Source organism: Kitasatospora sp. NPDC004289, assembly GCF_053602875.1.
Map to the genome: position 1 here is coordinate 55,457 of NZ_JBSGEL010000019.1, position 16,143 is coordinate 71,599.

At 72.2% G+C, this 16,143-nt stretch carries 15 protein-coding genes and 1 pseudogene; 9 read left to right on the plus strand and 7 right to left on the minus strand.

Annotation, left to right across the window (positions count from 1 at the left end):
• Nucleotides 1-46: 46 nt before the first annotated feature.
• Complete coding sequence (locus ACWEPF_RS15210; protein WP_452172874.1) at nt 47-394, plus strand: hypothetical protein; 348 nt, start codon at nt 47-49, stop codon at nt 392-394.
• Between the two features lie 306 nt (nt 395-700).
• On the opposite strand, the gene ACWEPF_RS15215 is transcribed toward ACWEPF_RS15210, so the two are convergent.
• The 4 genes and pseudogenes from ACWEPF_RS15215 to ACWEPF_RS15230 all read right to left on the minus strand — a co-directional run bounded on the left by ACWEPF_RS15215 (nt 701) and on the right by ACWEPF_RS15230 (nt 3,644).
• Nucleotides 701-1,783 (minus strand): RICIN domain-containing protein, encoded by a 1,083-nt coding sequence (locus ACWEPF_RS15215; protein ID WP_452172875.1) that lies wholly within the window; start codon nt 1,781-1,783, stop codon nt 701-703.
• Nucleotides 1,784-1,999: 216 nt separating this feature from the next.
• Nucleotides 2,000-2,377, minus strand: a pseudogene (locus tag ACWEPF_RS15220) (helix-turn-helix domain-containing protein); the annotation flags it as partial.
• Nucleotides 2,378-2,599: 222 nt separating this feature from the next.
• A complete protein-coding gene (locus ACWEPF_RS15225) occupies nt 2,600-2,815 on the minus strand; it encodes a DUF397 domain-containing protein (protein ID WP_452172876.1) in 216 nt (71 codons plus the stop codon).
• Nucleotides 2,799-3,644, minus strand: coding sequence for a helix-turn-helix domain-containing protein (locus ACWEPF_RS15230; protein ID WP_452172877.1), 846 nt, complete (start codon nt 3,642-3,644; stop codon nt 2,799-2,801). The genes ACWEPF_RS15225 and ACWEPF_RS15230 overlap by 17 nt, the downstream gene beginning before the upstream one ends.
• A gap of 439 nt (nt 3,645-4,083) precedes the next feature.
• Here ACWEPF_RS15230 and ACWEPF_RS15235 point away from each other — a divergent pair, with 439 nt between their 5' ends.
• The 3 genes from ACWEPF_RS15235 (at nt 4,084) to ACWEPF_RS15245 (ending at nt 6,738) form a co-directional block, all read left to right on the plus strand.
• On the plus strand, nt 4,084-5,223 hold the full coding sequence (locus ACWEPF_RS15235) for a methyltransferase domain-containing protein (RefSeq protein ID WP_452172878.1): 1,140 nt from the start codon (nt 4,084-4,086) through the stop codon (nt 5,221-5,223).
• 459 nt (nt 5,224-5,682) lie between these two features.
• Nucleotides 5,683-6,339 carry a hypothetical protein gene (locus ACWEPF_RS15240; RefSeq protein ID WP_452172879.1) on the plus strand — a complete coding sequence of 219 codons (657 nt, stop codon included), beginning with the start codon at nt 5,683-5,685 and terminating at the stop codon, nt 6,337-6,339.
• Between the two features lie 180 nt (nt 6,340-6,519).
• The gene (locus ACWEPF_RS15245) at nt 6,520-6,738 is read left to right on the plus strand and encodes a hypothetical protein (RefSeq protein WP_452172880.1); all 219 of its coding nucleotides are present in this window, start codon (nt 6,520-6,522) and stop codon (nt 6,736-6,738) included.
• A 74-nt stretch (nt 6,739-6,812) separates the two neighbouring features.
• Here the strand turns inward: ACWEPF_RS15245 and ACWEPF_RS15250 are convergent, their stop codons facing one another.
• Entirely contained in the window at nt 6,813-7,553 is a 741-nt protein-coding gene (locus ACWEPF_RS15250) for a VOC family protein (protein ID WP_452172881.1), read from the minus strand.
• 113 nt (nt 7,554-7,666) lie between these two features.
• Between ACWEPF_RS15250 and ACWEPF_RS15255 the strand changes: the two genes are divergently transcribed.
• The 4 genes from ACWEPF_RS15255 to ACWEPF_RS15270 are packed head-to-tail and all read left to right on the plus strand — an operon-like array spanning nt 7,667 to nt 14,124.
• Nucleotides 7,667-9,340: an acyclic terpene utilization AtuA family protein gene (locus tag ACWEPF_RS15255; protein WP_452172882.1), complete on the plus strand. Its 1,674-nt coding sequence runs from the start codon at nt 7,667-7,669 to the stop codon at nt 9,338-9,340.
• Nucleotides 9,337-10,935, plus strand: coding sequence for an acyl-CoA carboxylase subunit beta (locus tag ACWEPF_RS15260; RefSeq protein ID WP_452172883.1), 1,599 nt, complete (start codon nt 9,337-9,339; stop codon nt 10,933-10,935). The genes ACWEPF_RS15255 and ACWEPF_RS15260 overlap by 4 nt, the downstream gene beginning before the upstream one ends.
• 35 nt (nt 10,936-10,970) lie before the next feature.
• Nucleotides 10,971-12,905, plus strand: a complete 1,935-nt coding sequence (locus ACWEPF_RS15265) for an acetyl/propionyl/methylcrotonyl-CoA carboxylase subunit alpha (protein ID WP_452172884.1) — start codon at nt 10,971-10,973, stop codon at nt 12,903-12,905.
• A 40-nt stretch (nt 12,906-12,945) separates the two neighbouring features.
• Nucleotides 12,946-14,124, plus strand: coding sequence for an acyl-CoA dehydrogenase family protein (locus tag ACWEPF_RS15270; protein ID WP_452172885.1), 1,179 nt, complete (start codon nt 12,946-12,948; stop codon nt 14,122-14,124).
• Between the two features lie 132 nt (nt 14,125-14,256).
• Here the strand turns inward: ACWEPF_RS15270 and ACWEPF_RS15275 are convergent, their stop codons facing one another.
• Nucleotides 14,257-14,772 carry a GNAT family N-acetyltransferase gene (locus ACWEPF_RS15275; protein WP_452172886.1) on the minus strand — a complete coding sequence of 172 codons (516 nt, stop codon included), beginning with the start codon at nt 14,770-14,772 and terminating at the stop codon, nt 14,257-14,259.
• A 78-nt stretch (nt 14,773-14,850) separates the two neighbouring features.
• Between ACWEPF_RS15275 and ACWEPF_RS15280 the strand changes: the two genes are divergently transcribed.
• Complete coding sequence (locus ACWEPF_RS15280) at nt 14,851-15,057, plus strand: hypothetical protein (protein WP_345290828.1); 207 nt, start codon at nt 14,851-14,853, stop codon at nt 15,055-15,057.
• Between the two features lie 9 nt (nt 15,058-15,066).
• Here the strand turns inward: ACWEPF_RS15280 and ACWEPF_RS15285 are convergent, their stop codons facing one another.
• Nucleotides 15,067-15,975, minus strand: a complete 909-nt coding sequence (locus tag ACWEPF_RS15285) for a LysR family transcriptional regulator (protein WP_452172887.1) — start codon at nt 15,973-15,975, stop codon at nt 15,067-15,069.
• Between the last annotated feature and the right edge of the window lie 168 nt (nt 15,976-16,143).

Consider the following 16,143-nt stretch of genomic DNA (forward strand, 5'->3'; position numbering starts at 1 on the left):
CGTGGTGAACGAGGCGTCAACCCCGGTGGCAGGTATGACAGTCAGCGTGCGGACGCGCCAGGACGTGGTGATCGTCGACCCGGAGCGCTTCCTCGCGTCGGCCCGCGCGGCCTACCGCGAGACCTCTCCCGGGATCACCGAGGAGCAGGCGGCGGAGCACGTCCACGACGTCTACGGAGCCGTGTGGGCCCTGATCGACCGCTTCGGCAAGCTCGCGGCCGACGCATCACCGTTCCCCGGACTCCCCGGCCACCGGGTCCTGGACCGCTCCGACGGCCTCTCCCCGGCGGGCGAGCGCCAGTTGATCGTACTCACCGATCCGCAGCCATTGCAGGACTACGGCTGCTTCATGCCCGAGGCCTACGACCCGTTCGCCGTCCCGCCGGGCACGTAGCGCCGTCCGCCGCGGAGCGACCGTCCTGTTTCGACCGACCTGTGCACCCTACGGTGCGTCAGGGAAGCGGTGGCCGGGGGCCCGCGAGCAGCCGGGTGCCCTCGGCGAGGGTCTTGCCACTGACGGGCTCCTCCGCAACTCCCTTACCTCGTAACCCGGCCGAGCCCGGTCCCAGGCGATGGCCTCGGACCGGGCTCGGGCACTGCTACTGATGAGGGTGGCTGGCCAGCGAAACTCGACAGGGCCCCTCCTATGGAGTCTTCTGCACTCCGCAGAGGACTCCATAGGAGGGGCCAACCGATCCCGCTACGCGCACTTGCGGATGGTCACCCGGCCGCCGTTCTTGGTCATCTCACTGGAGTGCGGCGCGAGACAGAGCCCCGTCCACTGGTTGGTGAAGGTGTAGGTACCGCTGATCTTGGTCGGGTTGACCGACCAGAGCTGGTTGCCCGAGTCCCAGCGGGTCTCGCAGCCCCACCACATGAGCTGGGTGTTCTGGCCGGGCGGGGTGCCGTTGTTGTAGGGGACTGTGAGGCAGTAGCCGTTGTTGTTGCGGATGGTGAAGTAGCCGTTGCTCGCCTTGACGGCGTTCCACTTCTGCGCGGCCCCGCCGTCGCAGGTACGCTGCACCACGAGCCCGCCGTTGGGGATGGTGGGGCCGATGGCCAGGCACTTGCCGCTCAGCAGGTTCTTGTACGGACCCTTGCCGCCGGCCGACCACATGTCGTAGGTCTTGGTGGTCGGCGGGTCCTGCCCGCAGATGTCCCTCAGCTCCGCGTCGGTCATCTTGCGGCTCTGGTACAACCAGGCGAAGGACCGGCTGGTGTCCGGCACCCGGACGACCGCGTTCTTGACGAGCTCGTTCTTGTTGCCGTCGTAGCGGGCATCGATGTCGACGACCGCCTCGATCAGCGGCTCCCTGACCTCGATCCAGCCGACGCTGCCCAGGGGGACCGCGGCGGTGTGCGTGTGGGTGTCGCTGGTGCTCCAGGTCCAGCTCCAACCGAGCTTGGGCCCGACGGAGGCCTCCCAGTCACCGAACTTCTTCTTCCCGCCGATGTCGAGGCCGAAGGAGAAGCTGGTGGAGGAGCTCTTGGTTCCGGCGACGCTCACGCTGCCGCTACTGGTGCAGCCGTAGGCGATGGGGCTCTTCCCACTGCCGAGCTTGTCGGGCATGGTGGCCTCGCCCCATACCTGCTTGCTGCTTTTGAAGGTGAGGTAGCACTCGGGGTCCCAGTAGATGATGTCCCCGGCCTGCGTGGGCCTCGGGTCGGCGCAATCCTCGACTACCTGCGCGGGCGACTTGGCCGCCGCGAACGCCGTCGAGGTCAGCGGGAAGTAGCTCATTATCAAGGCGAGCACCACGATCGCCTTCTTCACGTTCTTCACGAGGCGTGAGCTTAGGGATCATGAATGGCCGCTGAGAAAACGCCGTATGTACCTTAGGGCTGTCCCGTAACTACGGCATGGTCGTCACGCCTCGGACATGGATGACTCGGTCGGGTTCACCCAGGCTGAGGCGGTTGATCCGACCACGTCCGCGGTCGACGCCCTCGGCCGCGAATCGCTTCCGCAGTTCAGGAGGGGCGAGCGGCGCCTCGAGCTGTACTTCTTGGACGGCTCGGCGAGGGTGTGGTCGCGTGTGGGGACCGGGGTGCCTTCGACGATCAGCACAGTATCCTCGCGGAAGCGTCGGCGGGGCTTGAGCGCGAGCTGGGGGCCGATGCGGTCGATGATCCGGTCGCCATCCGACTTCGATACCCCTAACAGCGGGGCGATCTGGCGCAGCGTCAGGTTCGTTCGCCAGTAGGTCGCGACCAGCAGCACCCGGTCCTCCAACGGAAGACTCCACCGCCGGCCCGGTCGCACCATTTCGACTCCCTCACACCGCAGTGCCGTCATCAGCTTGCGGAAGTCGCGGGCACTCAGCCCGGTGAACGGGGCTGTCCAGGACGGCTCCGACGCCGTGACCACACCAGCCACGGCGAGATCGTCTCACCCGTGGCCAGCGGCTACGGGACAGCCCATAGACGGACCTCGGCCCTCGTCGCCTGCGGATTCCGACGGCTCGGACCCGTCGACGCGATCACGCCGACGGGAATCCTCATCGCGGCCGGGCCGACCGATCCACGACGTCGCGCGAACCGCGTCACCGTGGCCGGTCGGCGCGGATCTCCTGCGCGAGCTCGCCCACCTGGCGGGACGTCAGACCGTGCCGAACTCCCCTGCCGCGACAGCCGCGGCGAACGCCGCCCACGCACCGGCGGGAAACACCAACGCGGGACCGCTCGGGTCCTTGCTGTCACGCACGGGAACGATGTTGCCGGCAGCCGCCAGGTTCAACGCGGGCTCGATGCACTGACCACCGTCCTGGTTGCTGTACGAGGACTTCTGCCACCGGGCGTCATTCAGGTCGATCATGTCGTTCGTGCTCCTCTGCAATCCGATCGATCAGGGCGAGCGACGCCTCGGAGCCTAGCGCCCGTGCCCGCGCCTGATCGTAGGCCGTCTGGTGCTTCCTGACGATCTCCGGACCCTCGTGCATCACGCCTGCGCTCGGCCCTTCCATGTAGACCACATCCGGGGACCCATCACGGAAGGAGAGTATGGTCGTGACGCCCCCGAGCAACGCGTGTGATCCCTCTCTGGTCTCAATGACCTGCACAATGGCCGTCCTTGACCGGATCAGGGACGCGAGATGTCGAAGTTGCTCAGCCATGACGCCGTGTCCGCCCACGGGCCTGCGGAGCGCCACCTCGTCAAGCAGCCACCAGAGCTGGGGTCGGTCCGGTCCTCGCAGCAGCGACTGTCGGCTCATCCGACCGGACACGAGGTCCTCGATCTCCTCGTCCGTGTCCAGTTGGTGCCCCGACAGGGTCAAGTGCCGCGCATACCGCTCCGTCTGCCCGAGGCCGGGAATGAACGGCCCACCGTAGTCCTGGATCCGACTGGCCATCGGTTCCAACTCCGCATAACTCTTGAAGTATTCGGGGTAGGGAGTCCGACCCAGGTACGGCCAGAGGCGGAGCAACAATCCCCCAGCCTCCAGGACCTCATCCGCCTTCTGCACGAAATCCGACTGCGGCTTTCGGCGACCGTTCTCCACCTGCCCGACCAGTGAACCCGTGTAGCCGAGCAAGTCGCCGAGCCGCTCCTGCGACATCTTCGCCCTGGTCCGCAACTCCCGTACCTCGTTGCCGAACAGGATGGCGAACGACTCGTTCGGGTCGAGCTCATTCGGACTCGGCACACTTCCCCCTCTGTTCAACGCTGTTTGACTCTGTTGCGTCGGCATCCCTGGTGATCGCGGCATCCGGCGCAGATCCTGATGACAGAGCGAAGCGGCTCGATGACCCAGCGGCAGATTGGCGGCGCCCTCACCGTGCCCGATCAAGGCACCACGGGTCAAGCAACGTCAACCTTCCACCCAGGCAAGGAGTTTCCACCATGACGATGCCACCCCCACCTCCGGAACGCCCACCGGGCCCGATGCCACCGGGCCGTCCCAGCACGCCCGGGCGTCCCACCAGGTAGTTCACCACCAGAGAGGAGACCCACGCATGAGCGGCAAGCACGGAGACGGCAAGGGCGGCGTAAGCGGTGACAAGCAGCAGTCTCCCAGGGAGTCCGACGGCCAGTGGACCAAGCCCGTCCCACCCGCACCGAGCAAGTAGGCGGATCACCAACCCATGGACAAGTACGCACAGTTGCTCGCCGAGATGACCGCGGCGGGCACTCTGGGCACGGAGTGGCGAGGTGCCTTCGAGCGCGCCCCGCGCTCTGCCTTCCTTCCGAATGCGGTCTGGGCTCCGGATCCCGACGGACCGACCGGCTACCGCCGTACGACCCTTGCCGCCGATCCGAAGGGCTGGTGGGCCCTGGCCAACGCCGACGACGTCGTGGTCACCCAGGTGGACGACGGGTCCGCCATCGGGCCGGGCGTCGCCACGTCCTCGGCCTCCGTGCCCACCCTCGTCGCCGTGATGCTCCGTCACTTGGACGTGGCCGACGGACACACCGTGCTCGACGTCGGCACTGGCACCGGCTGGACGAGTGCCCTGCTCTGCGCCCGGCTCGGCGATCACAACGTCACCACCATCGAGGTGGATCCGAACCTGGCCGCCGAAGCCGCCCACCGGCTGAGGGCGGCGGGCTTCGCGCCGACCTGTGCCGTCGGCGACGGCCTCGCCGGGTGGCCCCTCGATGCGCCGTACGACCGGATCCATTCCACCGCCGCCGTCCAGCGCGTCCCGCTCCCCTGGCTCCGGCAGACCCGCCCCGGCGGCGTCATCGTCACACCCTGGGGCACCCCGTACGCCAACGCCGGCCTGCTCCGCCTCACCGTCGGCGCCCCTGACGCCGCCTCACACGGCCGTTTCGTCGACGCCGTCAGCTTCATGTGGATGCGGGCTCAACGTCCCGACGTACCGGCGGCAGCACCCACCGCACCCACCGCGCCCACCCATCTCAGCCCCTCCTCCATCGACCCCGACCTCGCGTTGGAGACCGTCCACGCCGCTTTCGCCATCGGCCTCCGCGTGCCCGGAGTCCGCTACCAGCACCGCTGGGACCCCGCCGACCCGAGCACGACGTACCGCATCCAACTCACCGACGCCGCAGGCTCCCTGGCCACCGCCCGCCACCACCGATGGCAGGCCCCCGACGCCGTCCGTCAGTCCGGCCCGCGCCGTCTCTGGGACGAGGTCACGGCAGCCCGCAGTCGGTGGCTCGAGGATGGACGGCCCGACCTCACCCGTTTCGGGGTGACCGTCGCACCGGACGGCACCCAGACCGTCTGGCTGGACGACCCCGACCACCCGGTGACCTGACCCGCGACCGTTAAGTAATCCGATGGACCCTCAGCGGCGGGCGGGTCACAATCCCGGGGAACCACAATAGGGGGAGCTTGTTTGCACGTGTTCGCGTGTGCCGGGTGCGGCACCGAGCTGACGGCGCCGGTGTCCCGGGTCGCCCTGCCCGTCCACACCCACCACGGCGCGTGGGAGGAGCTCCATCCTCCACTGATGGAACCGGCGACGTATGCCGTCGACCCCTCGCCCACGGGGCCGCCGTGGCGGCTGTGGCAGGACGTCGGAGCCGAAGTGGCGGCCCGTCAGGGGGTTTTCGCCCCGGTGTACTCCGTCTCGTTCGGCGCGCGCGGCAGGATCGTGATCGCGCCCGGTGACTCGAGGTCGGTGGCCCTGATCCCGGAGAGGTGCGCAGGCTACTGCCGGGGAATCGACGGGCGGGACGGCCCGAACCTGGCCTGTGAGGGGTGCGGCCGGGCGGTGGCGACCCGGATCGACGACTGCGGTTCGTGGCAGACCGTCTGGCTGGAACCGGACGCGGTCGTCCGCCGCCCCTCGGGGCTCCCGGCCGGCCCGCAGCCCTCCTGGGCGGACCTGGCCCGCGCCGAGCACCGCGTCCCGCCCGTCGATCCCGACGGTTGGTGGAGCCGGCGCTGGGAGGCCGCGATCGGCGTCGCCCTCGCGCACCTGGTCGCGGCCACCGACGGCCGGCCCGTGACCCTGCCCGTCGGCCAGGTCGCCGAGCTGCTCGGCCCCGCCGTGGCCCGTTGCCTGCCGGCCGGGCCGGACCCTCTCTCGGTGGGGTTGGCCGGTCCCGGTCTCCCGGAGCCCCGGACCCGCCGGGACGTCCTGCTCGTCCCCCGTCACCCCGGAAGCGGCGAGCCGTGGCGGCCGACTGACCGTCAGGCGGCGGTGGTACCACTGGACAGCGGAATCTGGGCGTACCTCACCGGCCCGGAGGAGACCTCGCCGGTCCCCGTCACGGGGGTGCTCCCGCCGGGCGTCCTGCGCGACGACTACCCACTCGCGCCGCGCCCCTGGCACCCCCTGCGGCCGGACCCCAGGGCCTTCAGCCACACCCTGGTCCGCCTGCCCGCGATCCGCAGCCCCCGGCTGCACCGGTACCGCGACGAGTGACGGCCCAGCCATGGACCGTCGGCCGCGCGGGGCGGACAGGAGTTCACGGCCCCGTTCCGGCGTGAGCAGGTCGGCCAGGACGGAGCGCCAACTCGCCCTCCTCACCGGGGTAGTGGATGCGCCCGGGCGGGCATAGCCGAGGTACTGGTGTCCGCAGCGTGGGCGATCCTTGGGGGAGTCATGACGGGTGACCGTCCCGGTACGGCCGACCCGGCCCGCCGCACCTTGCGCCAGAAGATCGCCGCCTGGTTCACGGCCCTGTACCACCATCATCCGGGACTGGTGGTCATCGGCGGCCCGATGCTGCTGCTGACGGCGCTGATCCTGCTGTTCGGTCTGGTCACCGACAACACCCCCAAGCCGTGCCCACCCGGCAAGGTGTGCGACTTCGTCCGCTGAGCTCGGGGTCCCACCGCGCGTCGGGCTCAGCGCTGGGCTCAGCGTCGGGCTCAGTGGCGGGCTCAGTGGTGGGCTCAGTGGTGGGCGAGGACGCAGAACTCGTGCCCCTCGGGGTCGGTGAGGCAGGTCCACGGGACGGCGCCCTGGCCGAGGTCCAGGGCGGAGGCGCCGAGGGCCGCCACCCGGGCGACCTCCAGGGCCTTGTCGTCACCGGGGCCCGGCAGCAGGTCGAGGTGGAGCCGGCCGGGTGCGGCCGGCGGGCCGTGGACCCGGCGGAACTCCAGGACGGGGCCGGTTCCTTCGGGCGAGCGGAGAGTCGCGCGGTCGTCGTCCAGCGCCTGCACGGTCCACTCGGTGGCCTCGCCCCAGAAGCGCGCTGCGGCCCGCGGGTCGGTGCTGTCGAGCACCACGGCGGCGATCGGCCCGGTGTCCCGGTCCGCCGACCGGGGCTCCCGCACGCAGAACTCGTTGCCCTCGACGTCGGCCAGTACGGTCCACGGAACCTCGCCCTGGCCGATGTCGGCACGCGTCGCCCCGAGGGCGAGCAACCGCTCGACCACGGCGGCGTGGTGGGCGGGCGAGGTGGTGGCCAGGTCGAGGTGGGTCCGGTTCCTGGTCGGGGGTTTGGCGTCGGGGACGGGGACGACACAGATGCCGAGGCCGACCGGCTCCGGCCAGACGGACCCGCCCGCGGGGCCCGTGTAGGTGGTGACACCCGGGCTGTGGACGGGCCAGCCGAGGGCGGCGGCCCAGAAGCGGCCGACCGCCGCGCTGTCGACTGCCTTGACGTTCACGTGGACGGGTCGCAGTGCCATGGAGGCGATCCTAGTGAGGCCGGACAAAACAAGCAGGCATGCTTGATTTGTTCCTGAGGGCCTGTCAGGCTGCTCCGCGTCGGGCAGGGCCAGGCGGCAGGAGGGGGCTCGGGGTGCTGCGGATCGGGAACGCGTCGGGGTTCTACGGGGACCGCTTCGCGGCGGTGCGGGAGATGCTGACCGGCGGGCCGTTGGACGTGCTGACCGGGGACTACCTGGCCGAGTTGACGATGCTGATCCTGGCGCGCGACCGGCTGAAGGACCCGGGCCTCGGCTACGCCCGCACCTTCCTGCGCCAGTTGGAGGAGTGCCTGGGCGAGGCCACCGACCGGAACGTGCGGATCGTGGTGAACGCGGGCGGCCTCAACCCGGCCCGGCTCGCCGAGGCGGTGCACGAGTTGGCGGCGAAGCAGGGCATTCCGCTGGCGGTCGGCGTGGTGGAGGGGGACGACGTCCTCGGCCGACCGGGCCTCCCGGCCGGCCTGCTGGCGGCCAACGCCTACCTGGGCGGTCGCGGCATCGCCGAGTGCCTGAAGGCCGGCGCCCAGCTGGTGGTGACGGGCCGCGTCACCGACGCAGCGCTGGTGAGCGGCCCCGCCCAGGCCCACTTCGGTTGGGGGGAGGGCGACTTGGACGCGCTGGCCGGCGCGGTCGCGGCCGGGCACGTGCTGGAGTGCGGGGCCCAGGCCACCGGCGGCAACTACGCCTTCTTCGGCGAGCACGACGTCACCCACCCCGGCTTCCCGATCGCCGAGCTGCACGCCGACGGCTCCAGCGTGATCACCAAGCACCCCGGCACCGGCGGCGCGGTCACCACCGAGACCGTCACCGCCCAGCTGCTGTACGAGACTTCGGGTGCCCGCTACGCCGGTCCGGACGTCACCGCCCGCCTCGACACCGTACGCCTCTCCCAGGAGGGACCGGACCGCGTGCGGCTCCACGGGGTCAGGGGCGAGGCTCCGCCCCCGACCCTCAAGGTCGGACTCAACCGGCTCGGCGGCTGGCGCAACGAGGTGGTGTTCGTCCTCACCGGCCTGGACATCGAGGCGAAGGCCGAGCTGGTCAGGCGCCAACTCGCGCGCAGCACGGCCGAGCTCGACGCCCGGTGGACGCTCGCCCGGACCGACCACCCCGACGCCGCGACCGAGGAGACCGCCTCCGCGCTGCTGCGGCTGACCGTCCGCAGCCAGGACCAGCACGCCGTCGGCCGGGCCCTCACCTCCGCCGCCGTCGAGCTCGGTCTCTCCGGCTACCCCGGCTTCCACGTCACCGCGCCTCCCGGCCCGGCCACCCCGTACGGCGTCTTCGAGAGCGCCCACCTGGAGGCCGCGACCGTCCCGCACACCGCCGTCCTCCCCGACGGCTCCCGGCGCACCATCGAACCACCTTCCACCACGCAGGAGTTGGAGGAGGCCGAGGCACCGCCCCTCCCGCCCCCGCCCCCGCGCGGCACGCCCACCCGGCGCGCCCCGCTCGGCCGCGCCTTCGGCGCCCGCAGCGGCGACAAGGGCGGCGACGCCAACCTCGGGGTGTGGGCCCGCACCGAGGCGGGCTGGCGCTGGCTGGCACACGAGCTCACCGTCGACCGGCTCCGCGAACTCCTCCCGGAGACCGCCCCCCTGACCGTCCGGCGGCACCTGCTCCCGCACCTGCGCGCCGTCAACTTCGAACTGGTCGGCCTGCTCGGCGAGGGGGTCGCCTCCCAGCACCGCTTCGACCCGCAGGCCAAGGCCCTGGGCGAGTGGCTGCGCGCCCGCCACGTCGACCTCCCGGAGGAGCTGCTGTGACCACGCTGCCCACCCGCCTCGACCCGTCCTCCCCCGAGTTCGCCGAGCACCGCGCCACGATGCTGGCCAAGCTGGCCGAGCTGGACACCGAGCACGCCAAGGCGCTGGCCGGTGGCGGCCCCAAGTACCTGGAGCGGCACCGGAGTCGGGGCAAGCTCCCGGCCAGGGAGCGGATCGAGCTGCTGCTGGACCCGGGCTCGCCCTTCCTGGAACTGTCGCCGCTCGCCGCCTGGGGCAGCGACTACCCGGTGGGGGCGGCGCTGGTCACCGGGATCGGGGTGGTCGAGGGCACCGAGTGCGTGATCACCGCCAACGACCCGACCGTGCGCGGCGGGGCCAGCAACCCGTGGACCCTGCGCAAGGCACTGCGGGCCAACGAGATCGCCCTCGCCAACCGCCTCCCGCTGGTCAACCTGGTGGAGTCCGGCGGGGCCGACCTGCCCAGCCAGAAGGAGATCTTCATCCCGGGCGGGGCGCTCTTCCGCGACCTCACCCGTCTCTCCGCCGCCGGGATCCCCACCGTGGCGGTGGTGTTCGGCAACTCCACCGCCGGCGGCGCGTACGTGCCCGGCATGTCCGACCACACCGTGCTGGTGCGCGAGCGGGCCAAGGTCTTCCTCGGCGGGCCGCCGCTGGTGAAGATGGCCACCGGCGAGGAGTCGGACGACGAGTCCCTGGGCGGGGCCGGGATGCACGCCCGCACCTCGGGCCTGGCGGACCACCTGGCCGAGGACGAGCACGACGCGCTGCGCACCGCCCGGCGGATCGTCCGGCGGCTCAACTGGCAGAAGGCGGGCGCCTCGCCCGAGCTCACGGCCGCGCCGCCGAAGTACGACGAGGAGGAGCTGCTCGGGCTGGTCCCGGCCGACCTCAAGGTGCCGTTCGACCCGCGCGAGGTGATCGCCCGGATCGTGGACGGCTCGGACTTCGACGAGTTCAAGCCGCTGTACGGGCCGAGCCTGGTGACCGGCTGGGCCGAGCTGCACGGCTACCCGGTCGGCATCCTCGCCAACGCCCAGGGCGTGCTGTTCAGTCCGGAGTCCCAGAAGGCGGCCCAGTTCATCCAGTTGGCCAACCAGCGGGACATCCCGCTGCTCTTCCTGCACAACACCACCGGCTACATGGTCGGCCAGGCCTACGAGCAAGGCGGCATCATCAAGCACGGCGCGATGATGATCAACGCGGTCTCCAACAGCAAGGTCCCGCACCTGTCCGTGCTGATCGGGGCCTCCTACGGGGCCGGGCACTACGGCATGTGCGGGCGGGCGTACGAGCCGCGGTTCCTGTTCGCCTGGCCGAGCGCCAAGTCGGCGGTGATGGGCCCGCAGCAGCTGGCCGGGGTGCTGTCGATCGTGGCCCGGCAGTCGGCGGCGGCCAAGGGGCAGCCGTACGACGAGGACGCCGACGCGGCGATCCGGGCCATGGTGGAGCAGCAGATCGAGGCGGAGTCGCTGCCGGTCTTCCTCTCCGGGCGGCTCTACGACGACGGGGTGATCGACCCCAGGGACACCCGCACCGTACTCGGAATCTGCCTCTCCGCGATCCACAGCGCCCCGGTGGAGGGCGCGCGCGGCTACGGCGTCTTCCGGATGTAGGCAGCTACCGGACACCAGAACAGAGGGACTGACGGATGATCACATCGGTACTGGTCGCCAACCGCGGCGAGATCGCCCGCCGGGTCTTCCGCACCTGCCGGGCGCTCGGCATCGCCACCGTCGCCGTGCACTCGGACCCCGACGCGGACGCCCCGCACGTCCGGGAGGCCGACGCGGCCGTGCGGCTGCCCGGCGCCACGGCGGCGGAGACCTACCTGCGCGGCGAGCTGCTGGTGAAGGCCGCGCTGGCGGCCGGGGCGGACGCCGTCCACCCCGGGTACGGATTCCTGTCCGAGAGCGCCGAGTTCGCCCGTGCCGTGCTGGACGCGGGGCTGGTCTGGATCGGGCCGCCGCCGGAGTCGATCGCCGCGATGGGCTCCAAGACGGCGGCCAAGCGGCTGATGGCCGCGGCCGGGGTGCCGGTGCTCGCCGCCCCGGCCGAGCCGACCGAAGCGGACCTTCCGCTGCTGGTCAAGGCTGCGGCGGGCGGCGGCGGGCGCGGCATGCGGGTGGTGCGCCGACTGGCCGACCTGCCGGGCGAGTTGGCGGCCGCGCGGGCGGAGGCGGGGCGGGCCTTCGGGGACGAGGAGGTGTTCTGCGAACCGTACCTGCCCGACGGTCGGCACGTGGAGGTGCAGCTGCTCGCCGACGGGCACGGCACCGTGTGGGCGGTCGGCGACCGCGACTGCTCGCTCCAGCGCCGCCACCAGAAGGTGATCGAGGAGGCCCCGGCGCCGGGCCTGTCCGACGCGCTGCGCTCCGAGCTGCACCGCGCGGCGGTCGCGGCCGCCCGGGCGATCGGCTACCGGGGCGCCGGGACGGCCGAGTTCCTGCTCGGACCGGACGGCCGCTGCTGGTTCCTGGAGATGAACACCCGGCTCCAGGTGGAGCACCCCGTCACCGAGTGCGTCACCGGTCTCGACCTGGTGGCCTGGCAGCTGCGGATCGCCGAGGGCGCCGCCCTGCCGCCGGAGCCGCCGGCCACCCGTGGCCACGCGATCGAGGCCCGGCTCTACGCGGAGGACGCCGAGCAGGACTGGCGGCCGCGCACCGGACGGCTGCACCGGCTCGAAGTGCCGGGCGTCAGCGTGGAGTTCGAGGTGTCACCGGCCGAGAGCGGGCTCCGCCTGGACTCCGGGGTGGACGGCGGGGCCGGCGGCGGCACCGAGATCGGCCCGCACTACGACCCGATGCTGGCCAAACTCATCGCCTGGGGATCGACCCGGGACGAGGCGGCCCGGCTGCTCGCCGCCGCCCTGGACCGGGCCCGGATCCACGGGCCGGGCAGCAACCGCGCGCTGCTCACCGCCGCGCTTCGCCATCCCGCCTTCCTGGCGGGCGAGTTGCACACCGGCTTCCTGGCCGCCCACGACCTGACGGGCGGCCGGCCCGACCAGGCCCTGGCCGCTCTGGTGGCCGCTCTGGCCGGCGCCGGCGCCGGCGCCGGCGCCGGCCCGTTCCCGCCCGGCTGGCGCAACCTCAGCTCGCAGCCGCAGCAGCGCCGGTACCGCTCGGAGGACGGCACCGAGCACCTGGTCCGCTTCCGGCTGGACCGCTCCGGCCTGCACGCCGAGGGCTTCGCCGACCTCGAACTCCTGTCCCGCGCACCGGAGTCGGTGAGCCTGCGGATCGCCGGGGTCACGCGGAGCTGGCAGCTGGCCCGGTACGGGGACCAGCTGTACCTGGACGGGCCGACCGGCGCCGTCGCGCTCACCGAACTGCCCCTGCTGCCCGAGCCGGTGGCCACCCACGCCCCCGGCGCCCTGCTCGCCCCGATGCCCGGCACGGTCACCCGCACCGGCGCCGAGCCCGGTGAACGCGTCACCGCCGGGCAGCCGCTGCTCTGGCTGGAGGCGATGAAGATGGAGCACCGGATCAGCGCGCCCGCCGACGGCGTGCTGGCCGAACTCCGCGTCGCCGTCGGCCAGCAGGTCGAGCCCGGCACCCTGCTCGCCGTGGTCGAGAGCTGACCCACCCATCCGACTGTCCCCGCACGGAAGGACCACCCTCATGTCCGCGTCCGCACCGCTGCCCAGCACCGTCGAACCCGAGGAACACCAGGCCCTGCGCCGGGCGGTGGGCGACCTCGCCCGCAGCTTCGGCCCCGAGTACTTCCGCCGCAAGGCGCGGGCCGGCGAGCCGGTCGAGGAGCTCTGGGCGGCCGCGGGCAAGGCCGGCTACCTGGGCGTCAACCTGCCCGTCGAGTACGGCGGCGGGGGCGGCGGCATCGCCGAACTCGCCATCGTCCTGGAGGAGTTGGGTGCCGCCGGCGCCCCCTTGCTGATGATGATCGTCTCCCCGGCGATCTGCGGCACCGTGATAGCCCGCTACGGCACTCCGGAGCAGCGGGACCGCTGGCTGCCCGGCCTGGCCGACGGCACCCGGCTGATGGCCTTCGGGATCACCGAACCGGACGCCGGCTCCAACTCCCACCGGATCACCACCACCGCCCGCCGGGACGGCGGCGACTGGCTGCTGACCGGCCGCAAGGTCTTCATCTCCGGTGTGGACCAGGCGGACGCCGTGCTCTTCGTCGCCCGCACCGAGGACGCCCGGACGGGGCGGCTGAAGCCCGCGCTGTTCATCGTTCCGCGCGACACCCCCGGCTTCGAGTACCGGGCGATCCCGATGGAACTCGTCACCGCCGAGCGGCAGTTCCAGGTCTTCCTGGACGACGTCCGGCTGCCCGCCGACGCCCTGGTCGGCGCCGAGGACGCCGGGCTCGACCAGCTCTTCGCCGGCCTCAACCCGGAGCGGGTGATGACCGCCGCCTTCGCCCTCGGCCTGGCCCGCCAGGCCCTGGACATCGCCACCGACTACGCCCGGACCCGCACCGTCTGGGACGCCCCGATCGGCGCCCACCAGGCCATCGCCCACCCGCTGGCCCAGTGCGCGATCGAGATCGAACTGGCCCGCCTGATGACCTCCCGGGCCGCCCAGCTCTACGACCTCGGCCACGACCAGGCCGCCGGCGAGGCCGCCAACATGGCCAAGTACGCCGCCGCCGAAGCCGCCTGCCACACCGTCGACCAGGCCGTCCACACCCTCGGCGGCAACGGCCTCACCCAGGAGTACGGCCTCGCCTCCCTCCTCACCGCCACCCGCGTCGCCCGGATCGCCCCGGTCAGCCGCGAGATGATCCTCAACTACGTCAGCCAGCACACCCTCGGTCTCCCCCGCTCGTACTGACCCCCTGCCCGGGGTGTCCTCGGCCCGGCCGGAGGCACCCCTCAGCGGTCGGCCCGACGGACGAGGACGTGGATCGCATCGGGATCCCTTCCGCAATCGCGCGCGGCGTGGCGTCCTCTCCGGAGGCTGAGGTCAGAGCGGGTGGATGCGGATCATCACCTGGCGGGGCCAGCGGTCCAGGCCGTGGGCGGCCTCCTCGGCGCGGATGGCGCGCTGACCAGGGGTCAGGTCGGCGTCGGGGACGGGGTGGAAGCCGCAGCGGGTGTAGTAGGGGGCGTTCCAGGGGACATCGGTGAAGGTGGTGAGGGTGAGGGCGGGGAGGCCCTCGGTGGTGGCGCGGGCGGCGGCGTGCTCGATCAGGGCGCGGCCGAGGCCGCGGCGGGCGTGCGAGGGGTGAACGGAGACCTGTTCCACGTGCAGGTTGCCGTCCACGTGCTCGGCGAGCAGGTAGGCGACCGGCCGGTCGTCCTCGGGGTCGGTGGCGACCCAGGCCAGGCCGGCGGCCCGGTACCGTTCCAGCCGGTCGAGCGGGAACGGTTCGTCGGAGGCCACCTCGTCCATCCCGACGTCGGCGAAGAGTCGGCCCGCGGCCACCTCGATCTCCTGGAGCAGGGGCAGTTCCTCGGGGCGGGCGTCTCTGATCGGCATGACCGCATTCTGGCTGGTGGGGCACCGTCAGGGCGAAGGCATTTGCCCGCCGCCGGGCCCTGCCCCGAAGATCGGACCGTGTCCGACACCACGCCCGACCTCGACGACTACGCCGCCCTGTGGACCACCGACCGGGACCACTGGCAGTTGGAGCGCGCCGGGAGCGGCTACCTCCCGCTCAGCAAGGGCGCGAACCCGTACTACCTGGTGACCTGTCACGAGGAGCTGGCGGAGCGGATCGTGGCCCGGATGCTGGCCGCCGGCGTCGAGGTGGTGGACCCGTGACCGGTCCGTTCAGCGCGTGGCGGGGTCGTCTCGCTCGCGCAGTTCGTGGATGACGTTGACGAAGGCGCGGATCCGGGCGTTCTCGGCGGCGGTCAGCCAGAGCAGGCCATAGTCGATGGTCGGTGCGTCGCTGAAGGGGACGAAGACCACGCCCGGTCGGGTGTAGTAGGCCGCGCCGCGGGCCGCCACCACCGAGACGCCGCTGCCGACGCTGATGTGCGCCAGCACCTCCTGCCAGTAGGTGATGGGTGCGCCGTGCGGGATCGGCCGCCCGGACGGGGTGCGTGTCGGGTAGTGGTACTCCAGCCAGTGGTCCGGGATGTTCCCGGCCATCGGGAGCAGCACGGTGTCCGCGAGGTCCTCCAGGGAGATGCTCGTGCGCCCCGCGAAGGGGTGGGAGGCCGGGACCATCAGCGCCCGGGGCTCGGAGAAGACCAGCGGACCGACGGTGATGTCCGGCTCGCGGACCGGGAGTTCGGTGAGCTGGAGGTCGAGTTCGCCCGCGCGCAGCGGCCCGTACGGGTCCCCGAGCTGGGCCTCCCGGATCCGCACCTCGCAGTCCGGGTACCGGGAGCGGAACACCTCGGCGGCCCGGACCACCAGGTCGCCGCACCAGAGCGCGGAGTACCCGACGCCGAGCGTCCCGGTGATCCCGCGCGCCGCGACGATCGCCTGTGCCAGCCCGGCCCCGATCTGCTCGTAGGCCGGCCGCAGGTCGTCGCGCAGCCGCACGCCGAGCGCGGTGAGCCGGACGTCCCGGCTGGTCCGCTCGAACAGCGGGGCCCCGACCTGCCGTTCGAGCTTCTTGATGGTCTGGCTGATGCGTCCGGTGCTGACGCGCAGCCGCTCGGCGGTCCGGCCGAAGTGCAACTCCTCCGCCAGCGTCAGGAACGCCTCCAGCTCCATTCTCTCCAGCACTGCTCCCCCTCCGTCCGACGATCCGTCAGGGAACGCTAGCCGCTGGGCCTCCGGCCCCGTTGAGCGGGGCTAAACGGTCATGGCGGGGATCGTCGTTGATCGTCCCGGCCGCGACCCGACAGGCTGGGGACCGTTCCGCAGCGCCGCCGACTCCTCCGGCGCCGCACA